Raw genomic sequence first — 25,762 nt, 5'->3', positions numbered from 1 at the left:
TGAAAAAGCGGATAATACCACACAAGCACTACCATCGCCGGGGCACGGTCATGCTTATACGATGGCTACACCCGGTAACAAATGGCATTGATGTTCATCCCCGCCCCTACAGAGGCAAAGAGCACGACATCGCCGGCATGAATGGCCTGATTGGCAATCACACCTTTTCTTACCATATCAAATAAAGTGGGAACGGTGGCTACAGAGCTATTACCCAGTTCATGGATATTCATAGGCATAATATCCACTGGTATGTCTTTAATGCCATATAATAAATAGAAAGCCTTTATAATGGCGATATCCATTTTTTCATTTGCCTGGTGAATAAAAACCTTCTTCACATCGGCAATATCAATATTACCGGTATCCAGACAAGCTTTCATCGCTTCAGGTACACGTTTCAGCGCAAACTCGTATACTTTGCGGCCCTGCATTTTAATATATCGTACATTCTTATCGGCATCCGGAGCGTAAGAGGAGCCCATGAAGATGTAGTTTAATTCGTCGATGGCATAAGACTGCGCACTGGCGCTGATAATACCGGCTGCTGTTGCAGTATCGCTGATAGCCTCTACTATGGCTGCACCGGCGCCGTCACTGAAGATCATGCTATCCCTGTCGTACAAATCAATTACACGGCTCAGTGTTTCTGTTCCTATTACCAGGCATCTTTTAGCAAGACCCGCTTTAAAGAAAGCATCTGCCTGTATCAGGCCCTGAATCCAACCCGGACAACCAAATAATAAATCGTAAGGAATACAGGCCGGATTGCGGATAGCAAGCGCCTGTTTTACGCGGGAAGCCAGCGAAGGCACTGCATCCGACTGAATAGTATCTTTTAAAACATTGCCAAAATTATGCGCCACTATGATCTGGTCCAGGGTTTCCGGATCTATCCCTGCGTCCTTGATAGCCGCAATAGCTGCAGCAATGGCCATTTCCGTAGCATTCATATCTACATCTGCATACCTGCGCTCAGAAATGCCGGTGACCTCTTCAAATTTCCGGATGATCACCGCAGCCTCTGAAGGAATACGCTCCTGGCGTTCACTGTAGAATTCCTGGATCAAAAAATCACTGTTGATCTTTTTGTTAACAGGGATAAAACTACCAGTACCCGTTATAACTGTTCGCATTGTTTGAATCATACTACGTACTACGTTTTTTAAGCTGCCACCTGACAACCTATTTATATAAAGATACAAACATTTGTTTATGGCTGGTAACCCTTGCGTTGACAAAAGAGACTTTTTGTCATGATATTAAACCGCAGCGGGCTATTTTATTCCATCACATTACAAACATTTTTCATCAAATTTTTATCTCAAATAAACTTAGTGAAATTCCGGAATAATGACTGGGTAATGTAGCTGCATCTTCCGGTGTCATCAACCCCAAAAAAGTGAATCCGCATTTTACATAATAGTCTATCAGGTATTGATTATCGCCCCAGGTATCTATACGGATGTAATCTTTGTTCATCTTTTTACCATACACTTTTGCCCATTCGATAATGGTGAGCACATAATTTTTGCCCCTGAAAAGTGGATTAGTAACAATGCGGTGGAGATAAATTGCAGGATCAGTATTTTTCTCTCCCCAGATAAACGGATCACTAAAAGCGGAAGCAAATATACAAGCAGTAGCGCCATCTTCAACAATTTTCCACTGCCGGCCTTCTTTAATTTCTGTTGCTACCATCTCCTGGTCAAACGACTGCCAATGCTTGTTGAAGCGGGTCTTTTGAAAAGCAACAGCATCATCATACAGGTCAAATATCCGGTCTATATCATTCATTGTGCTATTCAATATCTCCATAAAAAAAAATTTTAGATCACGCAAAATATACAATTAAAACAGCACCAGCATAAAAAAGCTGTTCCAAAATTACTTTGAAACAGCTTTTCCTTTGAGCACAAACATTATCTATTCCGCCGATACCACTTCGTAGCCATTCTGGCCATTATTTGATACCGGTTGATAATAGGTGCCGTTATAGGCCATATACTTTTTGCCATCTATTGTTTCTTCTTTTGCACCTGAGGGTAGTTGTGTAATCACCGCACCTGCCGGTGGTGCCACCACTTTATAGGAACTACCTGACTTTGAATAAAATGCGCCGCCATAGTAATAATAATTGCTGCCCGAAACAGGTACCGTAGCGTAACCCGACGGAATGGTAGTCACCACTACACCGATCGGCGCAGGCACTACGGTGTATCCCCCTCCGGTAGGCGCAGGCGCGTAATACACGCCTTTATCGTAATGATATTTTTGATTATTCACAGTCACCACCACCGCTGTTACCGCCAGCGTAGTCACCAGGAATCCTATCGGATGCCACACGGGTCCCCAGCTATAGGGCCTGTAAGGATGATAGTAGTAACTATAACGGCCAGGATACACACGATAAGCCGGGCGATTAATGACGGTTACACTCCTGTTTACGTTTACGTTTCTGTTTACATTAACGTTCCTGTTTACATTAACGTTGTTATTGCGGTTAACATTCACATTGTTATTGCGATTAACATTCACGTTATTATTGCGGTTAACATTATTATTAGCAGCTCTGTCTTCCCGCCCGGGGCGTTCAGCCGGCCGCTCCCGTTCACCCCGTTCCCGTTGGGCGAAGCTGTAAGAAGATAATAAAATAGCAGAGAATAAGAGCGCAATACTAAAATATTGCTTAGCAGATGGAAGATACATAGTTCGGATCTTTATAGGTTATTGAGGTGTTATCTTAATTGTGTCTCTATAAGAAAACAGCACGATACCAATAATTGTTCTGAACAATGATCTTCCGGCTTTACAGAAATATTCAGGTCAGCTCATTGAACACTTTACGGAGTAAAGTGTAAGAGTGCAACCGGGCATCCTGGTCATAAATGTGTGCGGTAGACATTACCTCATCCACTTGTGTTTCATCCAGGAATGCCTGCAGGCCCTGTTGTACAGTAGCGGGTCCGCCAATGAAGGAGCAGGACAACATTTGTTTTGCATGTGCAGCTTCATATTCAGTCCATAAGCCATCCATACTATCTACAGGAGGGCCCATACGACGCAGCCGTCCGCGTATAATGCCCAGGAATAACTGGTAAAAAGAGGTAGCCAGGCGGTTTGCTTCCACATCTGTATCAGCTGCAATCACGTTTACACAGGCCATTGTATAAGGAGCCTGCAAAAATTCTGATGGCTTAAAATGTTGACGGTAAATTTTCAAAGCAGCATGCAACTGTGCCGGTGCAAAATGGCTGGCAAAAGCGTAAGGCAGTCCCATAGCGGCTGCGAGGTAGGCACTGTCTGTACTGGAGCCTAATATCCAGATAGGAATATCCAGTCCCTCACCAGGAATGGCACGCACAGCACTGGTATGATTATCATATGAAAGATACATTTGTAATTCTGCTACCTGCTCCGGAAAATCGTTACCGGCACCGAGACTGTCGCGGCGTAGCGCACGGGCAGTAACCTGATCTGTGCCAGGGGCGCGTCCCAGACCTAAGTCAATTCTATCCGGATACAAAGAGGCTAACGTACCAAACTGTTCAGCCACCACCAACGGTGCGTGATTAGGCAGCATAATACCACCTGACCCAACCCGGATGGTGCTTGTGCCACCGGCAATGTATCCCAGCAATACCGCTGTAGCAGAACTCGCCACACTCACCATGTTATGGTGCTCTGCCATCCAGAAACGGTTAAATCCTAATTGTTCGACGTGCTTTGCCAGTCTGAGGCTATTGTGAAATGCGTCTGTTGGCGTTTTTCCTTCTAATACCGGGGCCAGATCCAGAACGGATAGCGGGCGTATTGATCCATGCTGCTTACTCATACTTCAGGCTATTATAATGATTCATTTATTGATTCATGATGACTGCAAATTCAGCCATTAACAAATTTACACTATTGCCATTAGAAGCCGGTCAGGTGATAACCTTTAGGAAAGCAGTTAGCTTTTAGCGGTTAGCTTTTAGCGGTTAGCTTTTAGCTTTTAGCTTTTAGCTTTTAGCTTTTAGTGATTAACGCGAAGGTGATTTTTACTAAAAGCTAATGGCTAACCGCTAAATGCTGTATAGTGATTAACGCGAAGGTGATTTTTACTAAAAGCTAAAAGCTAACCGCTAAAAGCTGTATAAAGTCCATAGAAAAGCGATACGCATCTCCCGGCCAGCGGGCAGATAAATAATTACGGTCGGTTACCGTGAAGCCCCTGTTCAGGTGTGCAGCGGTATCTCTCCACAAAGGCGCCGGTCCTTTTAAAAAATGAGCAGGATCGCTCAAAGCTGCTTTTACGGCTGCTTCTACTGTTACAGGGTAAGTCAGGTAATAATCCTGCAGCCATAATTTTGTGAGATGATAGGCCGCGAGCTCCTGCGATTGCAACAAAGCGGTAGTTTTATAAGGATGTAAGACAGATTTGCCGGTAGCGGGATTGATGCTGCGGGCAGCCAGTACCACCCCGTGACAAATAGCTGCAACGGGCTTTTTCGCAACAAAAAAATCAACAACTATACTTTGCAGCAGCGCGGATTCGAGGTATTCCCGCACGCCTTTATCGTGCCCGCCAGGTAACAACAGTGCATCATATTCATTCATTTGTATATCAGTATATTTGAGGGGCGCGCAAAAGTTGTCGCTGTTGGACATTTGATAATAGGCGGTAACAGCATCGGAACGTGCCTGCAGCAGCCACTTCCAGATACCCAGCTGCTCCCCCCTCAACATCCGGATATCGGCTAAACTGCTATAACCATTGGGTGTGGCAAACGCCACTTCGTACCCGTGCGCCGTTAGCAGCAGCCACGGAATAGCCGCCTCTGTTGGATCAAAACCATAAGTTGGTAAAGGCATCAGGACTTTTTTCATCGTTATGATTTTTGAAGATACCTGGCAAGTAAGCCCCTGTTATTTCAAACAATTCCAATGTATCCTTGTTTAAGATAGCAAATTAATCTCAGGACAGTATGAAAACACCCAACATATCCAGACACCTGACATTACCGGTTGCTGCCGGTACCGCCTATACGAAATTTGTACAGGAGATTAATGAGTGGTGGCCTAAAGACTATACCTGGTCGCGTAACAAGCTGGTAAAAATGACCATAAAGCCGGAAGTAAACGGGTTGTGTACAGAAACAGGTCCTTATAATTTCAGTTGCGACTGGGGCCGGGTAATCTTCGTAACAGCCGGTGCCAGCATTGCCTTTTCATGGCAAATAAGTCCTACACGCGCGCCGGAACCCGACCCTGAAAAAGCCAGCGAAGTATTCCTCCATTTTCTTCCGGAGGGAGCTCATAAAGTAAAAATTGATTTCGGGCACCGCCATTTTGATAATCATGGGGAAGACGCTGCCGCATATAGGGAAGCGATGAACAGCAACGAGGGATGGGATTTCATTCTGCAATGCTTTGCCAACTACTGCAAAGCAAAATAAACAGTACGCTCCCTTTGTGCCCGTACAAAGAGAACGCACTGTTTATGCCCGTTTAATTTTCTATTCGTTAATTTTCGTCGGCACTGGGGCCATAGCTTCCGGGAATGGGAATATCCAGTAACCGTAAGAATACACCTAATTGTGCGCGGTGATGTACAATCTGACAATAAGTATGTCTGATCACTTCCGCCCTGGTAGTGCTCCATAGCACCGCTTCCCCGTTACGCATCACCCATGCTTCAGGGAATTGCGTTTCGCTTGCTTTTTCAAGGTGTGTTCTGCCATCCGCCAGGGAATCTTCAAAGAGTTTTATCAGCTCTTCCTTACTTTTTACCTCGGTAGCTTCATAGTTTCCTTTAGCAAAATCCAATTCGTCTGTGGTAAATCCCATCGTTACCCATGTAGGCAATTCCGCCAGATGCGTAGCCAGTCGCCTTATGGTCATACTTTTTTCATGTGGCTGCCAGTCTAAGCGGTCTTCCGGAATGCATTGCAACATTTTGCGGGTGGTAGTGGATTCCTGATCCATTTCCTTCAGTAAGGCTTGAATAATGGTAGACATAGTGTGTGTTTTTAGTTGTTGATACAAAGAAAAAACCGGGGAGTGACAACCCTATGTCAGCAGTGATCAGAAATAAAAAAGAAAATTTAATTTCGGGACTAAACCCTGTCCATGCTACGAGACATTGATGTATGGTTTGATACGCAGCCGGAGCCCGCAAAGGGCTGCCTGCTCGCGCTGAGAGCACATTTACTGCAATACCACCCCGCTATTACGGAAGCCTGGAAATACAAAATGCCGTTCTATTGTTATAATGGAAAAATGTGCTGCTATCTATGGATGCACAAAACTTTCCGGCAGCCCTACCTGGGTATTGTGGAAGGTAAAAACATCGCACATCGACTGCTGTTACCCGAAAAGCGCGCCCGTATGAAGATCCTGCTGATAGATCCGGAGGCAGATATTCCGATGGAAACTGTGAATGAAATTTTGGGAAAGATGATCAACTGGTATGGAAAACAAAGTAAGTGATTCCATTGAAAATCATATTCTTATCAACATAAAAATAATACACATATCATATTATCATTTATATTAAATTGCAGATACATACAATGTATGCCTGTAACCTATATGCTGTACTAAAGCTGCAAAAAGACTCCGCATCAAATTATACGATAAAAAATAACGTTTACGTATATACTAAAAGAGAGGTCAAGGTTTAACCCTGACCTCTCTTTTAATATATACACATTGCTATATTCACATAAACCTTTTAACAATAAAGAAAACCAACACGGGATATAAGATCCACTTTATAGTTTTGTAGGTATTGGTTTCAAAGATTTTACCTTTTTTCGGGAAACTACCGTCAAAATTAAACCGCTGACTGATACCTGCCAGTCTGAAGCGGGTCAGGTTACCCCACAGGATGCCGCTTTCATACACAAAACGCAGCTGCACCATATAACGGAAGGTAGCCAGTGACGGCTTCACTTTTCTTTTGAGCGCCTGTACAATAATGGCTATTATTTCGATGAGCAGTATGCCTCCTATCAATGTAAGCATAGGCGCCAGCCAATGGATATTTATAACTGACAGTACTATCGTTGCTAAAACTGCCATGAACAGCGTTTCCGGGCCATCCAACAAATCGCGGTAAGCATATTTTGGATTCAGTTGCGGTAAAAAGCTATTCCCCACACCATAACGAAAGAAACGTTTGAAGTTGGCGTTTTCATTATCCCACCAGGGATGCGCTACTGCCGCTGCCGGCAATGTTTTATAGTTGCGGTAGCCATTGCGCTCCCGGATGTTGATGAAAAAATCCACGTCTTCACCACCGCCAAATTTTGGATATCGCTCAGAAAAACGCACATCCCCCACTGCCTTACGGCTAATCATGAGATTGGCCGTAGCACCCCATGCTGCACTATCATATTTAGCAGCCAGCGTAAATGTATCCATAGAACCATTAGCGAGGATAGCATGGCTGAAAGACTTACCAGGCTTCGGTAAGTTTACCAGGCCAATAAATCCGATCTCCTCAGGATATTGTTCAATAGCATGCACGTAAGTCTCCAGCAGATCAGCATTACAAACAATATCATCATCCAGAAAAAGTATCCAGTCGCCCTGCCCCATTTCAATTCCTTTGTTACGGGTTAAGGCAGCGCCCAGGTTCCGGGAATTGACAGTAAGAAATACGTGCTCATTATCTACCAGTGATTTGATAGCTTCAGCTGGTACCAGCGCAGGATTGTCTGCTACCAGGTAAAATCTGATAATAGCCGATTCCGGCCGCTTTAACTGCAGAATAGGTAATAAATATTTTTCTTCCAGACGGAAAGAAGGAATAACAACATCAATACTCACTTGCTTGGCCATAGACTAGTTCAATAAATACATCAGGAAATCACTGCTTTATTGCAGTTACCCTTTTTAGTGCCGCAAAGATATATAAAAAAATATACCTGCAAGACACCTGATCAATAGCCGCCACCCTGCCTGGATTATTTCTCTGGATAATACAAGTTTATTTTAAACATGTTATGGCGTATCTCTTTATCAAAGAGCATCTGCGGAAATAAATTTCTTAGATAATACCAAATGGTATATTTTTACACCGGCATCAATTTTAAGATGATGAACAAAGCAGATAAAACAAAACAGTTTATTGTAGAAATGACAGCGCCTATCTTTAATGAGAAAGGCTATACCGGTACTTCTTTGAATGATATGACCAATATCACTGGTTTGACTAAGGGGAGTATTTATGGCAATTTTGCCAATAAGGATGAGGTGGCCCTGGCTGCTTTTGATTATAACCTGAATAAGATATATGCTATTATCCGGCAGGAGATAGAGAAGGAAGCCACCTGTAAAGGTAAGCTGCTGGGATATGTGCGCGTATACGATCACTTCCTGAAATCCTCCTTCCCTACTGGTGGCTGCCCTATTCTCAATACTGCTATAGAAGCAGATGATACCCATCCTTTGCTGAAACAAAAAGCCTGTGATGGACTGAATACATGGAAAAACTCCATTGTGAATATTATAAAAAAAGGTATCGCCAATAAAGAGTTCAAACCTGGTGTAAATCCGGAGCAAACCGCATTAACGATGATTGCTATGATTGAAGGCGCCATCATGATTGCCAAGCTGACCGGTAAATTACATTATAAAAAAGCCATCCTGCAGTCTGTAGAAAAACTGATACAGGATCTGACGTAATATTTTTTCTCTTTGAATATACCGAACGGTATATTTAACAAGCAATTCAGCTGACGACGTAGTATATCCCGAAAAAAATTTACACATAAATATACCGATCGGTATATTAAAGATTACCAGAAAATGAAACGTTCCTTATTGATTATTACGGTTATCATGGCTGCCATCATGGAGTTGATTGATACATCCATTGTAAACGTTGCCTTATCGCATATGAGTGGTAACCTTGGCGCCACACTGGAAGACAGCTCCTGGGTGATTACAGCCTACGCCATTGCCAACGTGATCATCATTCCTATGACCAGCTTTTTAGCAGATAAACTTGGCAGGCGCAATTACTATATCGGCTCTGTTATTGCCTTTACTTTTTTCTCGCTGATGTGCGGACAAGCCAGCAATATCCTGACGCTGGTAATATTCCGGTTTCTGCAGGGAATAGGTGGCGGTGCTTTGTTATCAGTATCCCAGGTAATTGTATTTGAACAATTTCCGAAAGAAAAACAAAATGTGGCAGGTGCTTTATTTGGTATAGGCGTGTTTGTTGGCCCCACTATTGGCCCTACTTTAGGTGGTTATATCACTGAATATTATTCCTGGCCCTGGATCTTCTACATCAATGTACCGATAGGCATACTGGTGGCTTTCATTTGTTATATACTGCTACGGGAACCCACCACCACACCTCCTCCCAGGCGAATTGACTGGATAGGTATCCTGCTCCTGGCCATTGGTGTGAGTGCGTTGCAAATAGTACTCGAAAGAGGTGAAACCGAAGACTGGTTTGAAACTACTTACATTACCTGGCTCACAGCTGTGGCCATTGCCGGGATAATACTATTTATCTGGTGGGAATTACATACCACAGACCCGGTGGTGAATTTACGGGTATTAAAAAGTAAAAACCTGGCTATTGCTGCCGTCCTTACTTTCATCTCCGGCATTGGCATGTTCAGCTCTGTTTTTCTTACGCCGGTATTTGCACAAAGATTGTTACAATTTAGTCCGCTGCAAACAGGGCTACTGCTATTGCCCGGTGCGTGCCTGGCCATCCTTGGCCTCATTATTTCTGCCCGGCTGCTGCAAAGTGGCATTCCGCCAGTGATCCTGATCGGTAGCGGCATGTTACTTTTTATTTTGTTCAACTGGCAAATGTCATCCTTCACGTTTGACGTCAGCGCATCCAGCATATCCACCACATTGATCTGGCGCGGTATAGGACTCGCCATACTAACGGTACCGCTCACCACACTGGCAATATCTTCCCTGGCTCCCGCAGATATCGGACAGGGTGCGGCATTAAATAACATGATGCGTCAATTGGGTGGCTCCTTTGGTATTGCGATGGTAAACACTTACCTGGTGAATCGTAGTGCGGTGCACCGTTCCGACCTCATCACACATCTCAGCACAGATAACCCACAGGTCACTGCAAGGCTATCCGGTTACGCCCGGTATTTTTTAAATAAAGGCGCCACTGTTTCAGAAGCACATAACAAAGCATTAAAACTGCTGGATAACAATGTTATCAGGCAAACAACACTCCTGAGTTTTAACGATGCTTATTTATTGATCGGAATAATTTTTTTAATAGTGTTGCCGTTATTGCTACTAGCTTCAGGCAAAAAAAATAAAGCGGTGAAAGTAATGTTAATGGATCATTAACATTTGGGGGAAATAAAAATAGAGGGTGGTAAGAATACCTCCCTCTAATATTTTAACCATATCCTATGAAAAACCTGACACAAAGATATACTCATGGATGTTAGTTTAATTTCTTATTTCGTGAACACATCATTATACCTAGTGAATGTATCAAATCAGCTAATGTTAACCTCCGATTAACAAAAAAAGGTGCTTATTAAAGGTATTGCCAACCCTTAATACAAAAGGCTTTCACTTAATTACCCAATGTTTTTAAAGCGAGGTAAGTCATCAGCCCGGCGCCGGTTTCCAGGGCTTTTCATCTGCATCAAAAGTGGCCGTATAACAAAGTATTAAAATTATTGGATAACAATGTAATCAGGCAAACGTTTTAACGATGGTTATTTGTTGATTGAATAATCTTTTTGATTGTGTTACCATTACTGCTACTTGCTTCAGGTAAAAAAAATAAAGCGGTGAAAGTAATGTGAATGGGGCATTGACATTTGGGGAAAATAAAAATAGAGGGTGGTAAGAATACCTCCCTCTAATATTTTAACCATATCCTATGAAAAACCTGACCCAAAGATATACTCATGGACGTTAGTTTAATTTCTTATTTCGTGAACACATCATTATACCTAGTGAATGTATCAAATCAGCTACTGTTAACCTTCGATTAACAAAAAAAGGAGGTTATTAAAGGTATTGCGAACCCTTAATACAAAAGGCTTTCACTTAATTACCCAATGTTTTTAAAGCGAGGTAAGTCATCAGCCCGGCGCCGGTTTCCAGGGCTTTTTCATCTGCATCAAAAGTGGCCGTATGTAACCCGGAAGTAATACCCCGTGTTTCATTACGCACGCCCAGCCTGTAAAAGCAGGCATCGGCCTGTTGTGAGTAAGAAGCAAAATCTTCAGCAGCCATCCAGATATCGAGGTCTACTACCTGTTCCTCTCCCAAAAAGTCAACTGCATGTGCGCGACTGGCTGCCGTTAATGCATCATCATTGATAAGTACGGGGTACCCCCTTTCGATTTTGATATCGCAGGAGCCTTCCATACTTTCGGCCAGGGATACAGCCATTTTCCTGATCTTTTCATGTGCGGCTGTGCGCCATGTTTCATCCAAAGAACGGAAGGTGCCTTCCAATCGCACTTCATCAGGTATCACGTTGCCTGCACCATTGGCCAGCATCTTTCCAAAAGACAGCACAGATGGCAGCAGCGGGTTAGCGCGGCGACTTACAATCTGTTGCAACGCAATCACCATATGACAGGCTATCACCACCGGATCAATGCCCAGATGTGGCATGGCACCATGCCCGCCTTTACCTTTCACAGTAATATGTATATCATCGTTGCTGGCCATGTAACAACCAGGCCGGAAGCCTACTTTGCCTACCGGCAGTTCCGGCATCACGTGCTGCCCTAAAATATTGTGCGGACGCGGGTTTTCGAGTACGCCTGCTTTTATCAGCAAACTGGCACCGCCGGGAATTACTTCTTCTGCCGGCTGAAAAATAAACTTCACCGTTCCGGCAAATTCATTTTTCATCCGGCTGAGAATAGCCGCAGTAGTCAGCAGGGAAGCCGTATGAACATCGTGGCCACAGGCATGCATCACGCCTTCATTGCGTGATTTATAATCCACCTCATTTAATTCGTATATGGGCAATGCATCCATATCTGCGCGCAGCGCCACCACCTTATCAGATGCTGCCCTGCTGCCTTGTAACAAGGCCACAATACCGGTATCTGCCATCCGCTCAAAAGGAATGTTCAGCGCCTGTAGTTTTCCTTCTACAAAAGCAGCTGTTTGAAACTCCTTATATGAAAGCTCAGGATTTGCGTGCAGGTGACGACGATGTGTAATTGTTTCCCCTTGCAGTTCGCTGGCCAGTTGCCGGATCTTTTCTTTAAGCATTGCTCATTAATTTTTTTATTCCTTCCTGTGATAAAATCACCCTCTCAATGCTCGCGCACCCTTATAACCCTCAATTATACAATTTTTTATTTGTCCGGAGAGACCTGCCGCAATATTATCATCATTGCCGGTGTACAGGGCTATATCATTTCGCCGGAAAGAGCTGACCGCAGCCTTTAGCATATCCAGCGCCTGATAGCGGTTAAATGGGGCTGTTTTAACAGTTTTCACGTCCTGAAAAAGGCATTAAATATTTTTTGCATAAAAAAAGCATACTGCAACGGTTCCGGTTTTATGACCTTCTTCATTGCAGTATGCTTTTATTTTTCATTCGCTTTCAGCGATCAATCCTCTACTGTTTGTTTATCTTCCTTTCTGGTAAGTGTATTTTTCATGGAAAAATGTTCTCGGCTTATATGGTGATGCCACGCTCTGTGTCATGATATAGCTCACTTCAAAAAAGTCAACCTTACCATTTGCCTTAAATGTAATTTTATTAACGCCGGTAGGATCCAGCACAGCAGATCTTTTATTACCACCTGATTCCTGGCCATAGTAATTTGATACACTGGTTATTTTACCCGTATTATCAAAAAAGAACACCGGGCTAAAGCTACCATAGTAAGAAGCATTTCCGGCATTATGGAAAGGATGACCATATGTTTTTGAAGCATTACCAACCGCATCATACAGCGCTACTGAGTTTCCGGAGTAGGTGATCAGCTGCATGTTGAGCGGATACCACCCGGTAAAGGCCGGATTGGTAAGATCTACCATTGGAGCACTGGCATCCATTGTATAAACACCATCGTATTTATTACGGGCAGAGAAGGAATATACCGCTTTGCCGAAATTGCTGCTGATAATGCCTTTGGAAGCAGTAGTAATCTGTAATGGCAAACCATAATTCACATTAAAATCAAAGCTGCTGTTATTGCTGATAAGTACCCTGATCTGCGTTTGGCGTGTTCCTTTTTTAATAACAAGCGACGTAGGCATCTGGAATATAGCGGCAGGAGGCGCTTTGTAAGATGTACCGTTTTGTACGTTAAACTGATTCAATGCGGCTGTATCCAATGCAAGGTTTACGGTGATGTCTTCGGGAGCAACGTTCGTACCCGAGTAGCTGACGTTTACATTAAAAGAAACGGTATCACCGATATTTATCACGCCCAGATCAATCGCAAACCTGGGATAGATAGAGGTGGCCGATGCAACATTATCACCCGTATTGTCAAACTCCACTACATTTCCCCTTATGGACGAGTCAAGACCAGCCATGTCATTCTTCTTCAGGCAGGATGTTAAGCCGGACATGAGTGCTGAAAAAAGTAATATTTTTATTGTAAGTCGTTTCATATCACTGGTTTTAAATTTATCATAAAGCCCAAAAAATCAGGGAACCAAACGGACTGATACCTTTTGGCACATTTGTTCCATTATATGCACCTTCAGAAGAAGGATACAGTACCCTGGTAGGCAACCTGTCCGGACGCGTACTTTCAGACACAGAAGAAGCAAAGGTGGCAGTACCACTGGCATTTGCAGCACTACTGATCTTAGGGTAATGCGTACGTCTGAACTCATTCCAGCCTTCATTGCTATTGACAAAATTCAGTGCTATATATTTTTGTGTGATAATGGCTTCAATCTTTTGATCAGCTGTAACAGCGAGTGTAAAATTCACCAGCGGACTTCCAACATTATCTGTTTTATATTTGGCAAGATCACCAGCAGGATCTCCGTGTATGGTTTTGCCATCAGCCATGGTATACAAATAATTAAAAGATGCACTGATGCCGCTATTAAACAAGGCAGCAGGATCACCACCAGCGAGAATACCTCTCACAGCAGCTTCTGACTGCAGGAAATAACTTTCAGCAGCAGTGATAACAGGGAAACCAGCACCCGGTCCTTTTAATACACCGGTAGTATCCACTGCAGAAGCACCTTTTCTGTTAAATCCTGTATACCAGAAATTACCGGAAGGACTGGCCACCACACTATTATTTTCTACACCCAGCCTGTTTGTGCCTGTTTTAGGAAACTGGTAATAAACGTTTGCGCCCCTGTATGGGTCAGATAATTTTGTACCATCGTAAAAGCTGAATACAAAAGTATTTGGCATCCATGCTTTGCCGGCATCGGTGCCGGTATAACCATATGCCCAGTTGTCCCACTTTGGATTTTGTTTTCCGTTATCCCTGGTGTAACCTGGATTTACGAGCGCATCTGCTGCAAGAAATCCATCTGCACTGAAAGTAGTATTGGAAAAAGTAACCTTACCGTTTGCACGCAAAATGATCCTGAGCTTAAGGGTATTGGCAAACTGCTTCCATTTGGTTACATCTCCTCCAAAAATCACATCTGAAGTACCCAGCGGTACAGCACCAACGGTTGTGTTGCCCGCGTTGATAAGGCCGATAGCCACATCCAGCTGATCTGCCAGATCCTTATAGATCACCTTAGCATCTGAATAGGCAGGTGTAAGATTAGCAGCACCTTTTAATGCATCTGTATAAGGCACATCATTGTAGGTATCTACCAGCAACTGAAAGTCATGTGCCTGCATAATCCGCGCCACTGCCTCAAAATACTTGTATGTTGGCTTATCCTTTGTTTTAGTAATGATCGTATAATAATCTTCCAGGTTATCATACGTATTATTCCACAAGCCACTATAATCGTTAGAGGAAAAGTTATACGAAATAGCTGTTCCAAATCCACCAAAGCCGCCTGCATTGGCACCATAACCGCCCAGCTGCATGCCGTAGCTGTTAAATCCGTTCAGGTCTGATGCAGTAGCGGTAAGCGCCAGTGGCAAGATCAATTCAGCAGTTGCTGCCGGGGCTGTTGCTCTGTTGGGGTCCTGGTTGATGTCAAAATATTTCTTACAGGAGGTCCCCAGCACCATTATCCCCATAAATATTATAAAGTTCAGTTTTCTCATGATAATAATTTTTAAACAATCTTCATCCTGTTTTAAAACTTAGCAGATATGGTAGCTCCGTAATAACGTGACGGAGGTGTTTGTCCCAGGCCAGTGAGACCAATACCATTACTATCATTACCAGAATCGCTATATTCCGGATCGGTATAATAGTTATCCTTAGCCATCCAGAGAAACAGGTTACGACCCTGTACACTGATTGTTAATCCTTTGAGGAAATTTATTCTTCTTAATGCTTCGGCAGGTACATCATAAGAAATTGAGATTTCTCTTAACTTCCAGAAATCACCTGAGGTAACGTAGTTAGAGGTAACATCCCTGTTAATACCATCTGTCCAGAAACCATTATTACCATTACCATTCTTAACGGTTACACTGTTATTGTTTACATATTTACCAGGGCTAGAAGGATCCGCAATTACTGAATTAGGGAACACAAAACGCTGACGGTTGTAGATAGCAGTTCTGTAGCCGGTTCCGGACCAATCCATTTCAGGTCCCATGGCATTGTACACCTGGTAACCACCACGATGTTCAAATAATACGCTAAAAGTAAAATGTTTATATCTTACTAATGCATCAAGACTGATACGGGTTTTAGGTGTTGCACTACCAAGGATAGAGATCGTATCAGATTTTGTAGGCAAACCGGTTGCACCATCTACGATTACTTTACCATCTGGTGTACGTTGATAGTCATATCCCATGATCACAGGAAATCCTTGTCCGGGTACAGCATAAGAACCGGGACCATCAGCACCATAGGTAGATAATGCCAGTCTTGGTAACGCTGCACTGATATAATTAACCTTGTTATCAAGTGCGGTGAAATTGCCGCCCACAGTTACTGACCATTTGGTTGTTCTTATCGGTGTAAAGTGTGCGGTTACTTCAAGACCCTTGCTTTGTGTTTGCCCGGTATTGGTCCTTAAAATATTGTAACCTGTAGTAGCGGATATTTTTGTATTAACCGTCTGATCATCCGTTTTTGTGCTGAACAGGGTAACGTTGGAAACAAATCTGTCAGCAAACATATTCAGATCGAAACCAGCTTCATATCCTTTGGTTATTTCAGGTTTTAAGCTGGCAGCTACCAGTGTATTATCGATGGTATAACCGGCAAGGTTACCATAAGGGAATCCAAATGATTTTCCGCTGGTAGTAGGCTGCAACTGGTAAGCACCAAAGTCGTCACTGTTACCAAGGTTTACCTGTCCTACTTTTGACCAGCCACCTCTGAGTTTCAGGAAACTGATTGTTTTATTTCCTTTGAGGGCTTCGATAGCATCTGAAGCTACAAAAGACAGATCCACTGAAGGATAAAAGAAGGAGCGATTGGAAGGTGCTAATGTAGATACCCAATCATTTCTGCCGGTAACATGCAAGAATAAATAATTATTAAAGCCAATAGTTGCACTTCCGTAAGCACCAATTTGCCGTGACTGATAATTAGATTCGGCAGCACCTGGTGTACCAACACCATTGCTTACGTTAAATAAACCCGGAACCACGAGTCCATTTGCACTGTTACTAACAAACTTGGATTGATCCTGGTGCCACTGTCCGCCACCTAATACTTTAAAATCAAAGCGTCCTAGTTTTTTGGCATACTGTGCATACAGATCTGTTAACAACAGCGTTTTAAAGCTGCTGTAATCCGATACCGCTGCAGAGAGATCTGCTTTGGAGCTGGATTCAGTATGCTTGGCATAATCAGTATAAATAAAGCCGCCGGAAGTATTTTTACCGGAATAGTTCCTTGCCACAACACCTTCACGGGCCACTAAATCCAGTCCTTCTATTGGAGTGAACTTCAATTCCACATTACCGGTGAGATAATCATTTCTTGAATTTGTTCTGAAATTATCCTTGCTGAAATAAGGGTTCAGGTACCAGGGATTGTAGAAGCCATTAGGGTTGGCAAATTTATCTGTTTGCCAGTTTTTATATTTTGTGATGTCAACGTTGCTCGGCATGTTCAGCATATTGGCATACATCGCTGACGTTGCACTGGTGATATCATACCTGTTTTGCACATAGTCAGTGCTGTAGGTAATGTTGATGGTGTTGCCGATTCTCCGGGTACCATTGGCCCGCACAGAGCTGCGTTTGTATTTATCACCAGGTGTTGTACCGGTAGAACTCAGGTACTGACCGGATAAATAAAAGGTTGATTTTTCATCTCCGGTAGAAACAGAAAAATCTGTTTGGCTGGTTACACCTTTTACCCAAAACTTATTATGTCCGTTGTTGAAAGAATAGATCGAAGAATCCTGAGAACCATCTTCCAGTGGGGGTCCTAACGGTCTTTTTACACCATCAAAGGCAGGCCCGTAAGATTGGTTTTCCAGGTAAGAAAAAGGAGCCGTTCCGCTGGGAGTTGTACCATAACTAGTACCACCTGCACCAAATCCTTTTTGAATTTTAGGAAAGAAAGCTACCTGTTCGAGCGTAGTTGTTTGAGAAATATTTACACTTGTAACACCTCTTTTTCCTTTTTTGGAAGTAACAATTACCGCACCGTTAGATGCCTGTGAACCGTACAAAGCAGCAGCGCCGGCACCATTCAGCACCACTACGCTCTCTACATCTTCCGGATTCAGGTTACCCAGGATATCAGTAGTTACAATAACGTTGTCTAATACAACCAGTGCCTGGTTGTTACCTGTTAAGGAACGTTGTCCTCTTAATATCAGGCGGTAGCTGGGGTTTACACCACCACCGGTTCCGCTGATCTGTAAACCGGCAACTTTGCCCTGCAAGCCACCTGCAATGTTGGTTGCCTTTCCGGCTACCAGTGCTTCACTTTTAATAACAGCGTTGGCATACCCCAATTCTTTTCTTTTAGAAGTAACACCACCTGCTGTAACAATGATTTCATCAATTGTTTTGGAGGATACTGCTAATTTTACAGACACTTCATTCTGTCCGTCAACCGCTACTTCTTTTCTGAGATATCCTACAGAAGATACGATAAGTGTAGCGCCATTTTTTACGTGGATTTGAAATTCACCTTTCGCATTGGTCATTGTACCGGTAACGGTTCCTTTAATTTGAACAGTGGCGAATCCAATTGCGACGCCACTTTCATCCGATACATGCCCGGTTACAGTTCGGGTTTGCCCAAAGGAGAGCAACCCAAAAAGCATCAGCGTTAAGCATAATGATGCAATTTTTTTCATGTGAACAGTTTTTTTTTAGATTTAGATAATTGCTTTCCATTAAGGGCGCAGCATTCCGCACAGAGATGCAGGTAGCGCTTACCTGTCTGTATTTATCGGCAGAAGTTATTTTTACGGGCTATGTGGAAAGACATAAAAATCCCGTTAGCGCTGTAACAGTCGATTGTTGCGCGAGTCTGATTTTGGTTTAGATTTAGATAATATTTTAGCTAATTGTACAGGCTATGATTGTCAAAAAGACAATCATCCCATTTTACCATCCTAAATTTTTAAAAAATGAAAGGAGCATGCCCGACGAATGCGGAGCCCAGGTGAACGCTTACTCATTGATCAGATTTTGGTTTAGATATATGTTCATCTTAATAAAATACGCTTAAAACTGTGTGCTTTACTAAAGTCAGACTATAGGAATCCCGTTACAACAATATTTGTGATATTGGCATAAGAAACTACAACGCCTATGTTCATAGTCATCGTTATTAAAAATAACAAAATTTAATATGGCTTGCCACGGACTGTATAAGAACCTATTTCCCCGGCAAAGTTTGTAACGTTGGCAAGCAGCAGTAGCTGATTACGTTCCTGTTCTATTGATTTTGGTTGATCGATTTAATCTAAAAAGCATTCAAAAACCAGAAATTGTTGCGCTCAAAAGTAAAAACAAGTGTTTGATCTTATCAAGACAAATATATGAATTGAATTTTTCAATAACAAGATTAATTTAAAAAAAATTTTTAGTGAAACATAGATGCAGGCCAGATCTGATATTATTACTTGTAAAAACTCCCGGATTCTACTATATTTAAGTCTGGTTTCACGTTAAAAACGCCCTAAAAAATCGTTTTTGCTAATTTATTAGAATGTCGATAACTATCCGTTTCATTATACAAAATTCCATTTCATGTCAGTGAACAGACGATCCGCTATCAAGCAATTGTTATATGTTTCCGCCGGTATGGCCCTTTTGCCAGCCTGTTTGCAACATACAACCAGGGCTTCTTTAGCACTGAAAAATATTAAGGTGGATGGCCAGCAGGAAAAAATGCTGGCAGAACTGGTGGAAGCCATCATCCCGGCTACTACCACCCCGGGCGCAAAGGCCCTCTCTGCGCATTTGTTTACATTAATTATGATAGATGACTGCTACACAAAGGAGGACCAGCAAAAATGGCTCAGTGGCTTACAACAGTTTAACAAACTATGCATAGCGAAAAATGGCTATGCTTTCGAAAAGTGCACCCCGGTGCAAAGCGCCGCGTTTTTAGAGGAACGGGAAACTAAAAAAACAGATAACAGCGATATCTCCTTTTTTTACAACACCACAAAGCACCTGACCATACAGGCGTACATCTCCTCAAAATACTTTTTGACGAATGTACAGATCTATGAATTAGTGCCCGCCCGCTTCAAAGGATGTGTACCACTGAAACCTATTACCCGAAAGATTGCCTAACAAATAACAGCATGAGTAACAATAATACCAGTCTGCAAAACCGTACATTCGATGCCATCGTTATAGGTTCCGGCATGAGCGGCGGATGGGCAGCCAAAGAGTTTACCGGAAAAGGATTAAAAACACTGGTACTTGAAAGAGGCCGCGATGTAAAACATTTAAAAGATTATCCTACTACCAACCAGTTTCCATGGGAGTTTCCCCACAGAGGACAGGTACCGCAGGAAATTAAAGCGGCTAACCCTGTAATTAGCCGCTGCTATGCATTCAAAGAAGATGCCATGCACTTTTTTGTGAAAGATAATGATCATCCTTACGGACAACCAAAACCATTCGACTGGATACGTGGCTACCAGGTAGGCGGTAAATCACTGATGTGGGCAAGGCAAACGCAACGCTGGAGCGACTTTGACTTTGAAGGTCCTGCACGCGACGGATTTGCAACAGACTGGCCCATTCGTTACAAAGACCTGGCGCCCTGGTACAGCTATGTAGAGAAATTTGTAGGTATCTCCGGTAATAAAGATGGGTTACCCCATTTGCCCGATGGCGAATTTTTACCAGCCATGGACCTTACCTGTGTAGAAAACTATTTCAAAGACAAGGTGGCCGCCAATTATAAAGACAGACAGGTTATTTATGCCCGTTGTGCGCATTTAACGCAGCCACAGCCCGTTCACCTGGAGCAAGGCAGGGGTCAGTGCCAGAAAAGGGATTTATGCCAGCGAGGCTGCCCGTTTGGAGGTTATTTCAGTAGCAACTCTTCCACCATTCCCTGGGCAGAAAAAACCGGCAACTTAACGCTGCGCCCTTTTTCTGTTGTGCATTCTATCATTTACGATGAGCAGAAAGGGAAAGCCACAGGTGTACGTGTGATAGATACGAAGAGTAAAGAGATGATAGAATTTTATGCTAAAGTCATTTTTGTAAATGCGGCGGCAGTAAATACTAACCTGATCCTGCTCAACTCTACCTCCCACCGTTTCCCCAATGGCCTGGGCAATGATAGTGGCGTATTAGGTAAATATTTTGCTTTCCATAATTACCGCGGTCATATTTCCGCGCAATACGAAGGATTCCTGGATTCCACAACGGATGGGCGCAGACCTACCAGTGCGTACCTGCCGCGTTTCCGTAATGTAGTTAAACAGGAAACAGATTTTCTTCGTGGTTATGCCGCAGGTTTTTCTGCCGAAAGAGGTACCCACACCAACACCAACGGCTTTGGCAAAAGCTTAAAAGATCAGTTGTTCAATCCTGAAGTGGGTCCCTGGTATGTGGGCTCTCACATGATGGGCGAAACTATTCCCAAAGAAAAAAGCACCCTGACACTTGATAGCACCCGCAAAGATGAATGGGGCGTACCACAAATAAATATCGATGTGGACTACGATGAGAATGATGAGAAAATGCTGAAAGATTTTTTTGAGCAGATGACCGAAATGTATACCAAAGCAGGATTCACCAACATTAAAACCAGTGACTCCAAACAGGCACCCGGGCTGGATATCCACGAAATGGGCGGTGTACGTATGGGCCATGATCCCAAAACATCTATGCTCAATAAATGGAATCAGCTGCATGCCTGTACAAATGTATTTGTAACAGATGGTGCCTGCATGACATCTACGTCTACGCAGAACCCATCCCTCACTTATATGGCCTTAACAGCAAGGGCAGCGGATTATGCATTCCAGCAATTGAAGAAAGGAGAAATTTAAGTCTGCCGGTCACCCATAAATATATAATCCCGCCCCGGCCATGCTGAGACGGGATTTTTACTTAATTTGCGTGCGTCCGTTTATTACTCCCTGTAACAACATTACAATGAAATTATACCTGTATGCTGTCATCATCACATTGTTTATTTCACCTGTAATAACAAATGCACAAATTCATAAGATGAAACCTTTAAATGAACTGATCAATACAAAAGAACCCGGCTGGGAATTAGTACAAAAATGGATTAAAGCCGCTACCAATCATATTGAGGTGCTACCCAAAGACAGTGCACGCGCAGATCATGCCCTGTACCTAACGCAGGTGACTACACGCTCTCCTATGGGAGCTATTATTCATGAAACCGGCGGCCTCCTGGTAGATCATGGCTGGATAAGAGTTTTAGGCTCCGGCCATGAAAAACTCAACCGAAGCTTACCAGCATGGAATAAAGGCAAATCCTATACAAATGAAGGTGAACAACCCGGCTTTTTGTTAATAGCAGATGATGTGTTGGGTGGTTTCTTTGCTATCAATGCCGGTGGTCTCTCTTCACAAGGCATAGGCAGTGTTTTCTATTTTGCACCGGACAATTTAGAGTGGGAAAATATGGAGATCGGTTACTCCGACTTTATTACCTTTTGCTGCTCCGGAGATTTAAAACAATTCTACCAGGATTTCCGCTGGACCGGCTGGGAAGATGATGTAGCTAAAATGAGCGGTACACAGGGAATGAGTTTTTTCCCTTTTTTATTCACGAAAGAAGGAAAAGACATAAATAATACCAGCAAAAAACCGGTGCCCGTAGAAGAGCTATGGACTTTACAAAATGAGCATACCAAGGATGCAGGGCATCATTGATCAAAGTCTTGCTGTTGGCCATTCCTATACGATGGCCAACAGCAGAAAACACCCTGCCCAAATTATCCGTTCACTAAAAAATATACGATCCTGCATACGTTCGCATTAGTTGCTGCGGTATGCGGCTCTCCTGTTTGTAATCTCAGTACATGTTTCCCCGTTGTTAAGCCATCTCCCAAAATCAAATACCAGGGCAAATAAAGGCCTTTACTCCATTCTGTATACAAGTCTATTGTTTGCCGCGGACCTCCGTCAACACTATAGTTGATGAAACCGGCATCAGGGCCGGACACAATGCCGATACCAATAGTGCGACCGGTAAATGGCAATTCCAGTGCGGCATTCTTTTCCTCAGATACCAGCACCGGCACATTCACAAATCCTGCTCTCGTATGTACATTGTCTGATGGTTTCCATGACTCCACGATCCGGAATCCGTTTTTATTAACAGCCTTGTGTATGTCCAGGTATTTACCTTCCCCATAATTGAATGAATCGTTGGCCCGTGGCAACTTTGCGGCTATCAGTCGTTTCGGCGTTTCATTATTAAATGCACTGTCGAGTAACTGCCTGATCGTTTTAAAATACAGTTCCTGTCCAAATGGCGAAGGATGCAGATTTTTAAAATCATCTTTCCAGGTAAACTCTCCCGCATCAATTCTGTTGGTTACTTCTTTTGCCAGGTTGATAAAAGGAAGATGATATTTTTTTGCGATATCCGCATGCACCTGTATTTCTACCGGCACTTTGCCCGCGCGGTAACCGGCCATTTTATCTTCATCTGCAAAGGCCATCAACACTATATTGGTTTCCGGATTTTCGGTGAGGGCATGTCTTATAATGCCTTCTATGGCGCGGCGTTGCGTCACCTCATTGGTGCCGTTTACCTTGTCGTTTACGGCCGCTTCCACAAACAGGAGATCTGTCTTTCCTTTGCTCAGCACATCCTGCTCCAGCCGGAAAGCATGTGGCAAACTGCCTAATGACGGAATACCTGCATTGATAAAATTGAAAGTAGTGGCGGGATAAGTTGCTGCCAGGTACTTACATACCTGGTCGCGCCAGCCTTCCATATTAGTGATAGATCCGCCCAAAAACGTGATAGTGGCCTTTTTATCAGCTTTAATATGATACAGCACGTTATCTAAGTTACCATAACGTGTAATGAAACTTTCGGATTGTAAGGGCGTTTGTGCCTTTATAGTAACGGTAATGACTACACTCAGCAACAGTAATACTGACTTCTTTTTAATCATCTTATTTTGTATTTATCCAGTGGCAACATCGTTGCTTCCATTTTGCAGGTTGTTAAAATATAATTCTTTTATCAGAAATCATACTTTTGTATCTTATCAACATAAATCCAGTCGCTGCATATGCCACATCTACGCTCTATAAAAAACACACTTGTCTTATCTGCACTATACTTTTGTATATGCGGCACTGTTAATGCCCAGCAAAAAAAGGGCTGGAAGCTGATCTGGCAGGATGAGTTCAATTATACAGGCTTACCGGATACCAGTAAATGGGGATATGAAGCAGGGTATGTTCGTAACAACGAACAACAATATTACACCAATGCACGAAAAGAAAACATACAGGTGGCAGATGGTTTTTTAACCATCAAAGGCATCAGGGAAGAATACCCCAATGCCGCCTGGCAGGCTGGTTCTACCCAATGGAGTCGCAAGGATAGCCTGGCGCATTATACCAGTGCCAGTATCAATACCCAGAACAAATTCACTTTTAATTACGGTCGTATGGAGGTGAGGGCAAAGCTGCCGGCCGGCGGAGGCATATGGCCCGCTATCTGGATGCTGGGCGCTGATTGCAGCCATGGCGGCTGGCCGATGATTGGTGAAATAGATGTGATGGAATTTATTGGCAACCACCCCAACGATATTTATGGCACCATCCATTATGCTACCACAGGTGGTACCGGACATACCTCCAGCGGTAAACACATTTCAGTACCGGATCTGCACAAAGATTTTCACGTATATGCGATAGAATGGGATGACAAAAAGATTGATATCTTCTTTGATGATTCCCTGTATCACAGCTTTAACATTGACGCAGCTAACACAGGACAATACAACCCTTTTCAAAAACCATTTTACATATTACTGAACCTGGCCATGGGCGCCGCCTGGCCCGGTCCTATCGACGATAAAATACTACCACAGCAATTTATTATTGATTATGTAAGGGTATATCAACGGGAAGAAAAAAATAAGTAAATCCTTACTTACTCCTTGCCAGGCTTCTGATTTTTAAAGCCGTTGGCATAGTAATCTGATAACCATTCACCGGTATAAAAGTGAAGAGAAAGCCGGTTAACTGCTTCCCCCTGTTCACCCAGGGATGACTGCCAAATAAACCGGGACTGCTGTTTTCTATCAGCACATCACCAGGTCCTGTAACATCTCTCCAGTTGCCAATGCCGTAAATATTTATTGTATTGATCAGGGCAACCGGATAAGGAGAATAAGCTACTACCACATTACCCGTCTGGCTTTGCTCCATAGCGGCAACTGCTGCCTCGCTGAGTATTCTTGTACCATTATCTGCCACTCCTTTATGCATGATCATATCCAGGAACCCGATGTAATCGTCTGGCGTACTCCGCGCGCCACCTGCAATACCGGGGTTGGCAGTTAAACCATAATCCGTGTTGTTCATGCCACTGGGTGTAAACACTTTCTCTGCTGCCAGCACTTTCCAGCTCTTACCGGAAGCTACCTCGCATATACGACCTGCTACCTGCATACTTACGCCGCCATAGTAGAAAGTAGTTCCGGGAAGATTGATCAACGCAACATTTTTTGCAATAAGATCAGCCGCTTGTGATAACGTTAGCAGTACATCTGATTCATACCCCTGTGAAGAATTACCCGGAAACCCGGAGGTATGGGAAAATAATTGTGCGATAGTAATACTTCCTTTATGATAGCTGGTAAATATCGGGAGATATTGACCAACCGTATCTGTCAGTTTTATTTTTCCTTCATCTACAAGGCTCATGAGTACTGCCGCTGACAACCACTTTGAGCAGGAAGCAATTAATAATTTAGTACTCCCGTCGTATCCACCGAATCCTTTTTTATAAACCGTTTGCCCGTTTACGTTAATAACAGCATAACATCTACCGCCAAACTTCGCCGGTACAGAGTCATTCAGCACTTTATCAATATCGCTATAGTTCTGCGATCCGTTTATAACAGTGGTAGTATCACTTTTACTGCAGGCAGTAAACAGGATGGTCGGGAAACCAAAGAATACGGTGCAGGCGATCAGGTATTTCAGCATAACAAAGGTGTGCTTTTAGAGAATACACTTATGCAAGCTAATAAATTA

General features: G+C 43.2%; 21 protein-coding genes. 8 read left to right on the top strand and 13 right to left on the bottom strand.

The genetic code is table 11. The features are described from left to right. Positions 1–65: 65 nt before the first annotated feature. The 5 genes from CLV51_RS23340 to CLV51_RS23320 form a co-directional block, all read right to left on the bottom strand. Positions 66–1,136: a 3-oxoacyl-ACP synthase III family protein gene (locus CLV51_RS23340; RefSeq protein ID WP_106530673.1), complete on the bottom strand. Its 1,071-nt coding sequence runs from the start codon at positions 1,134–1,136 to the stop codon at positions 66–68. Positions 1,137–1,311: 175 nt separating this feature from the next. After that, positions 1,312–1,818 (bottom strand): GNAT family N-acetyltransferase, encoded by a 507-nt coding sequence (locus CLV51_RS23335; protein ID WP_106530514.1) that lies wholly within the window; start codon positions 1,816–1,818, stop codon positions 1,312–1,314. A gap of 108 nt (positions 1,819–1,926) precedes the next feature. After that, the gene (locus CLV51_RS29665; protein WP_245898921.1) at positions 1,927–2,709 is read right to left on the bottom strand and encodes a DUF6515 family protein; all 783 of its coding nucleotides are present in this window, start codon (positions 2,707–2,709) and stop codon (positions 1,927–1,929) included. A 112-nt stretch (positions 2,710–2,821) separates the two neighbouring features. Beyond that, positions 2,822–3,835 (bottom strand): LLM class flavin-dependent oxidoreductase, encoded by a 1,014-nt coding sequence (locus tag CLV51_RS23325; RefSeq protein WP_106530513.1) that lies wholly within the window; start codon positions 3,833–3,835, stop codon positions 2,822–2,824. Positions 3,836–4,110: 275 nt separating this feature from the next. Beyond that, the gene (locus CLV51_RS23320) at positions 4,111–4,869 is read right to left on the bottom strand and encodes a type 1 glutamine amidotransferase domain-containing protein (protein ID WP_211302094.1); all 759 of its coding nucleotides are present in this window, start codon (positions 4,867–4,869) and stop codon (positions 4,111–4,113) included. Positions 4,870–4,967: 98 nt separating this feature from the next. On the opposite strand from CLV51_RS23320, the gene CLV51_RS23315 reads away from it, so the two are divergent. Beyond that, positions 4,968–5,438 (top strand): SRPBCC family protein, encoded by a 471-nt coding sequence (locus CLV51_RS23315; RefSeq protein ID WP_106530511.1) that lies wholly within the window; start codon positions 4,968–4,970, stop codon positions 5,436–5,438. Between the two features lie 67 nt (positions 5,439–5,505). Here CLV51_RS23315 and CLV51_RS23310 read toward each other — a convergent pair whose 3' ends face one another. Beyond that, entirely contained in the window at positions 5,506–6,000 is a 495-nt protein-coding gene (locus CLV51_RS23310) for a DinB family protein (protein WP_106530510.1), read from the bottom strand. 111 nt (positions 6,001–6,111) lie between these two features. On the opposite strand from CLV51_RS23310, the gene CLV51_RS23305 reads away from it, so the two are divergent. Continuing rightward, positions 6,112–6,471, top strand: coding sequence for a DUF1801 domain-containing protein (locus CLV51_RS23305; RefSeq protein ID WP_106530509.1), 360 nt, complete (start codon positions 6,112–6,114; stop codon positions 6,469–6,471). A gap of 231 nt (positions 6,472–6,702) precedes the next feature. Here the strand turns inward: CLV51_RS23305 and CLV51_RS23300 are convergent, their stop codons facing one another. Continuing rightward, complete coding sequence (locus tag CLV51_RS23300; RefSeq protein WP_106530508.1) at positions 6,703–7,827, bottom strand: glycosyltransferase family 2 protein; 1,125 nt, start codon at positions 7,825–7,827, stop codon at positions 6,703–6,705. A 222-nt stretch (positions 7,828–8,049) separates the two neighbouring features. Here CLV51_RS23300 and CLV51_RS23295 point away from each other — a divergent pair, with 222 nt between their 5' ends. Then, entirely contained in the window at positions 8,050–8,673 is a 624-nt protein-coding gene (locus CLV51_RS23295; protein WP_245898919.1) for a TetR/AcrR family transcriptional regulator, read from the top strand. Positions 8,674–8,796: 123 nt separating this feature from the next. Further along, positions 8,797–10,335, top strand: coding sequence for a DHA2 family efflux MFS transporter permease subunit (locus CLV51_RS23290; RefSeq protein WP_106530507.1), 1,539 nt, complete (start codon positions 8,797–8,799; stop codon positions 10,333–10,335). Between the two features lie 717 nt (positions 10,336–11,052). Here CLV51_RS23290 and CLV51_RS23285 read toward each other — a convergent pair. The 4 genes from CLV51_RS23285 to CLV51_RS23265 all read right to left on the bottom strand — a co-directional run bounded on the left by CLV51_RS23285 (position 11,053) and on the right by CLV51_RS23265 (position 18,372). Next, positions 11,053–12,240, bottom strand: coding sequence for a M20 metallopeptidase family protein (locus tag CLV51_RS23285; protein WP_106530506.1), 1,188 nt, complete (start codon positions 12,238–12,240; stop codon positions 11,053–11,055). Between the two features lie 363 nt (positions 12,241–12,603). Then, a complete protein-coding gene (locus CLV51_RS23275) occupies positions 12,604–13,599 on the bottom strand; it encodes a DUF1735 domain-containing protein (RefSeq protein ID WP_106530504.1) in 996 nt (331 codons plus the stop codon). A gap of 19 nt (positions 13,600–13,618) precedes the next feature. Then, the gene (locus CLV51_RS23270; protein WP_106530503.1) at positions 13,619–15,190 is read right to left on the bottom strand and encodes a SusD/RagB family nutrient-binding outer membrane lipoprotein; all 1,572 of its coding nucleotides are present in this window, start codon (positions 15,188–15,190) and stop codon (positions 13,619–13,621) included. Between the two features lie 32 nt (positions 15,191–15,222). Further along, positions 15,223–18,372, bottom strand: a complete 3,150-nt coding sequence (locus tag CLV51_RS23265) for a SusC/RagA family TonB-linked outer membrane protein (RefSeq protein ID WP_106530502.1) — start codon at positions 18,370–18,372, stop codon at positions 15,223–15,225. A 901-nt stretch (positions 18,373–19,273) separates the two neighbouring features. On the opposite strand from CLV51_RS23265, the gene CLV51_RS23260 reads away from it, so the two are divergent. The 3 genes from CLV51_RS23260 (at position 19,274) to CLV51_RS23250 (ending at position 22,405) form a co-directional block, all read left to right on the top strand. Beyond that, a complete protein-coding gene (locus tag CLV51_RS23260; protein WP_106530501.1) occupies positions 19,274–19,825 on the top strand; it encodes a gluconate 2-dehydrogenase subunit 3 family protein in 552 nt (183 codons plus the stop codon). An 11-nt stretch (positions 19,826–19,836) separates the two neighbouring features. Next, positions 19,837–21,546 carry a GMC oxidoreductase gene (locus CLV51_RS23255; protein WP_106530500.1) on the top strand — a complete coding sequence of 570 codons (1,710 nt, stop codon included), beginning with the start codon at positions 19,837–19,839 and terminating at the stop codon, positions 21,544–21,546. Between the two features lie 106 nt (positions 21,547–21,652). Beyond that, on the top strand, positions 21,653–22,405 hold the full coding sequence (locus CLV51_RS23250) for a DUF2625 domain-containing protein (protein WP_211302093.1): 753 nt from the start codon (positions 21,653–21,655) through the stop codon (positions 22,403–22,405). Positions 22,406–22,467: 62 nt separating this feature from the next. On the opposite strand, the gene CLV51_RS23245 is transcribed toward CLV51_RS23250, so the two are convergent. Next, the gene (locus CLV51_RS23245; RefSeq protein ID WP_106530499.1) at positions 22,468–23,661 is read right to left on the bottom strand and encodes an SGNH/GDSL hydrolase family protein; all 1,194 of its coding nucleotides are present in this window, start codon (positions 23,659–23,661) and stop codon (positions 22,468–22,470) included. Positions 23,662–23,781: 120 nt separating this feature from the next. Here CLV51_RS23245 and CLV51_RS23240 point away from each other — a divergent pair, with 120 nt between their 5' ends. Continuing rightward, positions 23,782–24,645: a glycoside hydrolase family 16 protein gene (locus CLV51_RS23240; RefSeq protein WP_106530498.1), complete on the top strand. Its 864-nt coding sequence runs from the start codon at positions 23,782–23,784 to the stop codon at positions 24,643–24,645. Between the two features lie 4 nt (positions 24,646–24,649). Here the strand turns inward: CLV51_RS23240 and CLV51_RS23235 are convergent, their stop codons facing one another. Next, positions 24,650–25,714, bottom strand: coding sequence for a serine hydrolase domain-containing protein (locus tag CLV51_RS23235; protein ID WP_106530497.1), 1,065 nt, complete (start codon positions 25,712–25,714; stop codon positions 24,650–24,652). Positions 25,715–25,762: the final 48 nt, after the last annotated feature.

The sequence above is a fragment of the Chitinophaga niastensis genome, from assembly GCF_003014755.1.
Classification (GTDB): domain Bacteria; phylum Bacteroidota; class Bacteroidia; order Chitinophagales; family Chitinophagaceae; genus Chitinophaga; species Chitinophaga niastensis.
This window is presented reverse-complemented; position numbering and strand designations above follow the sequence as displayed.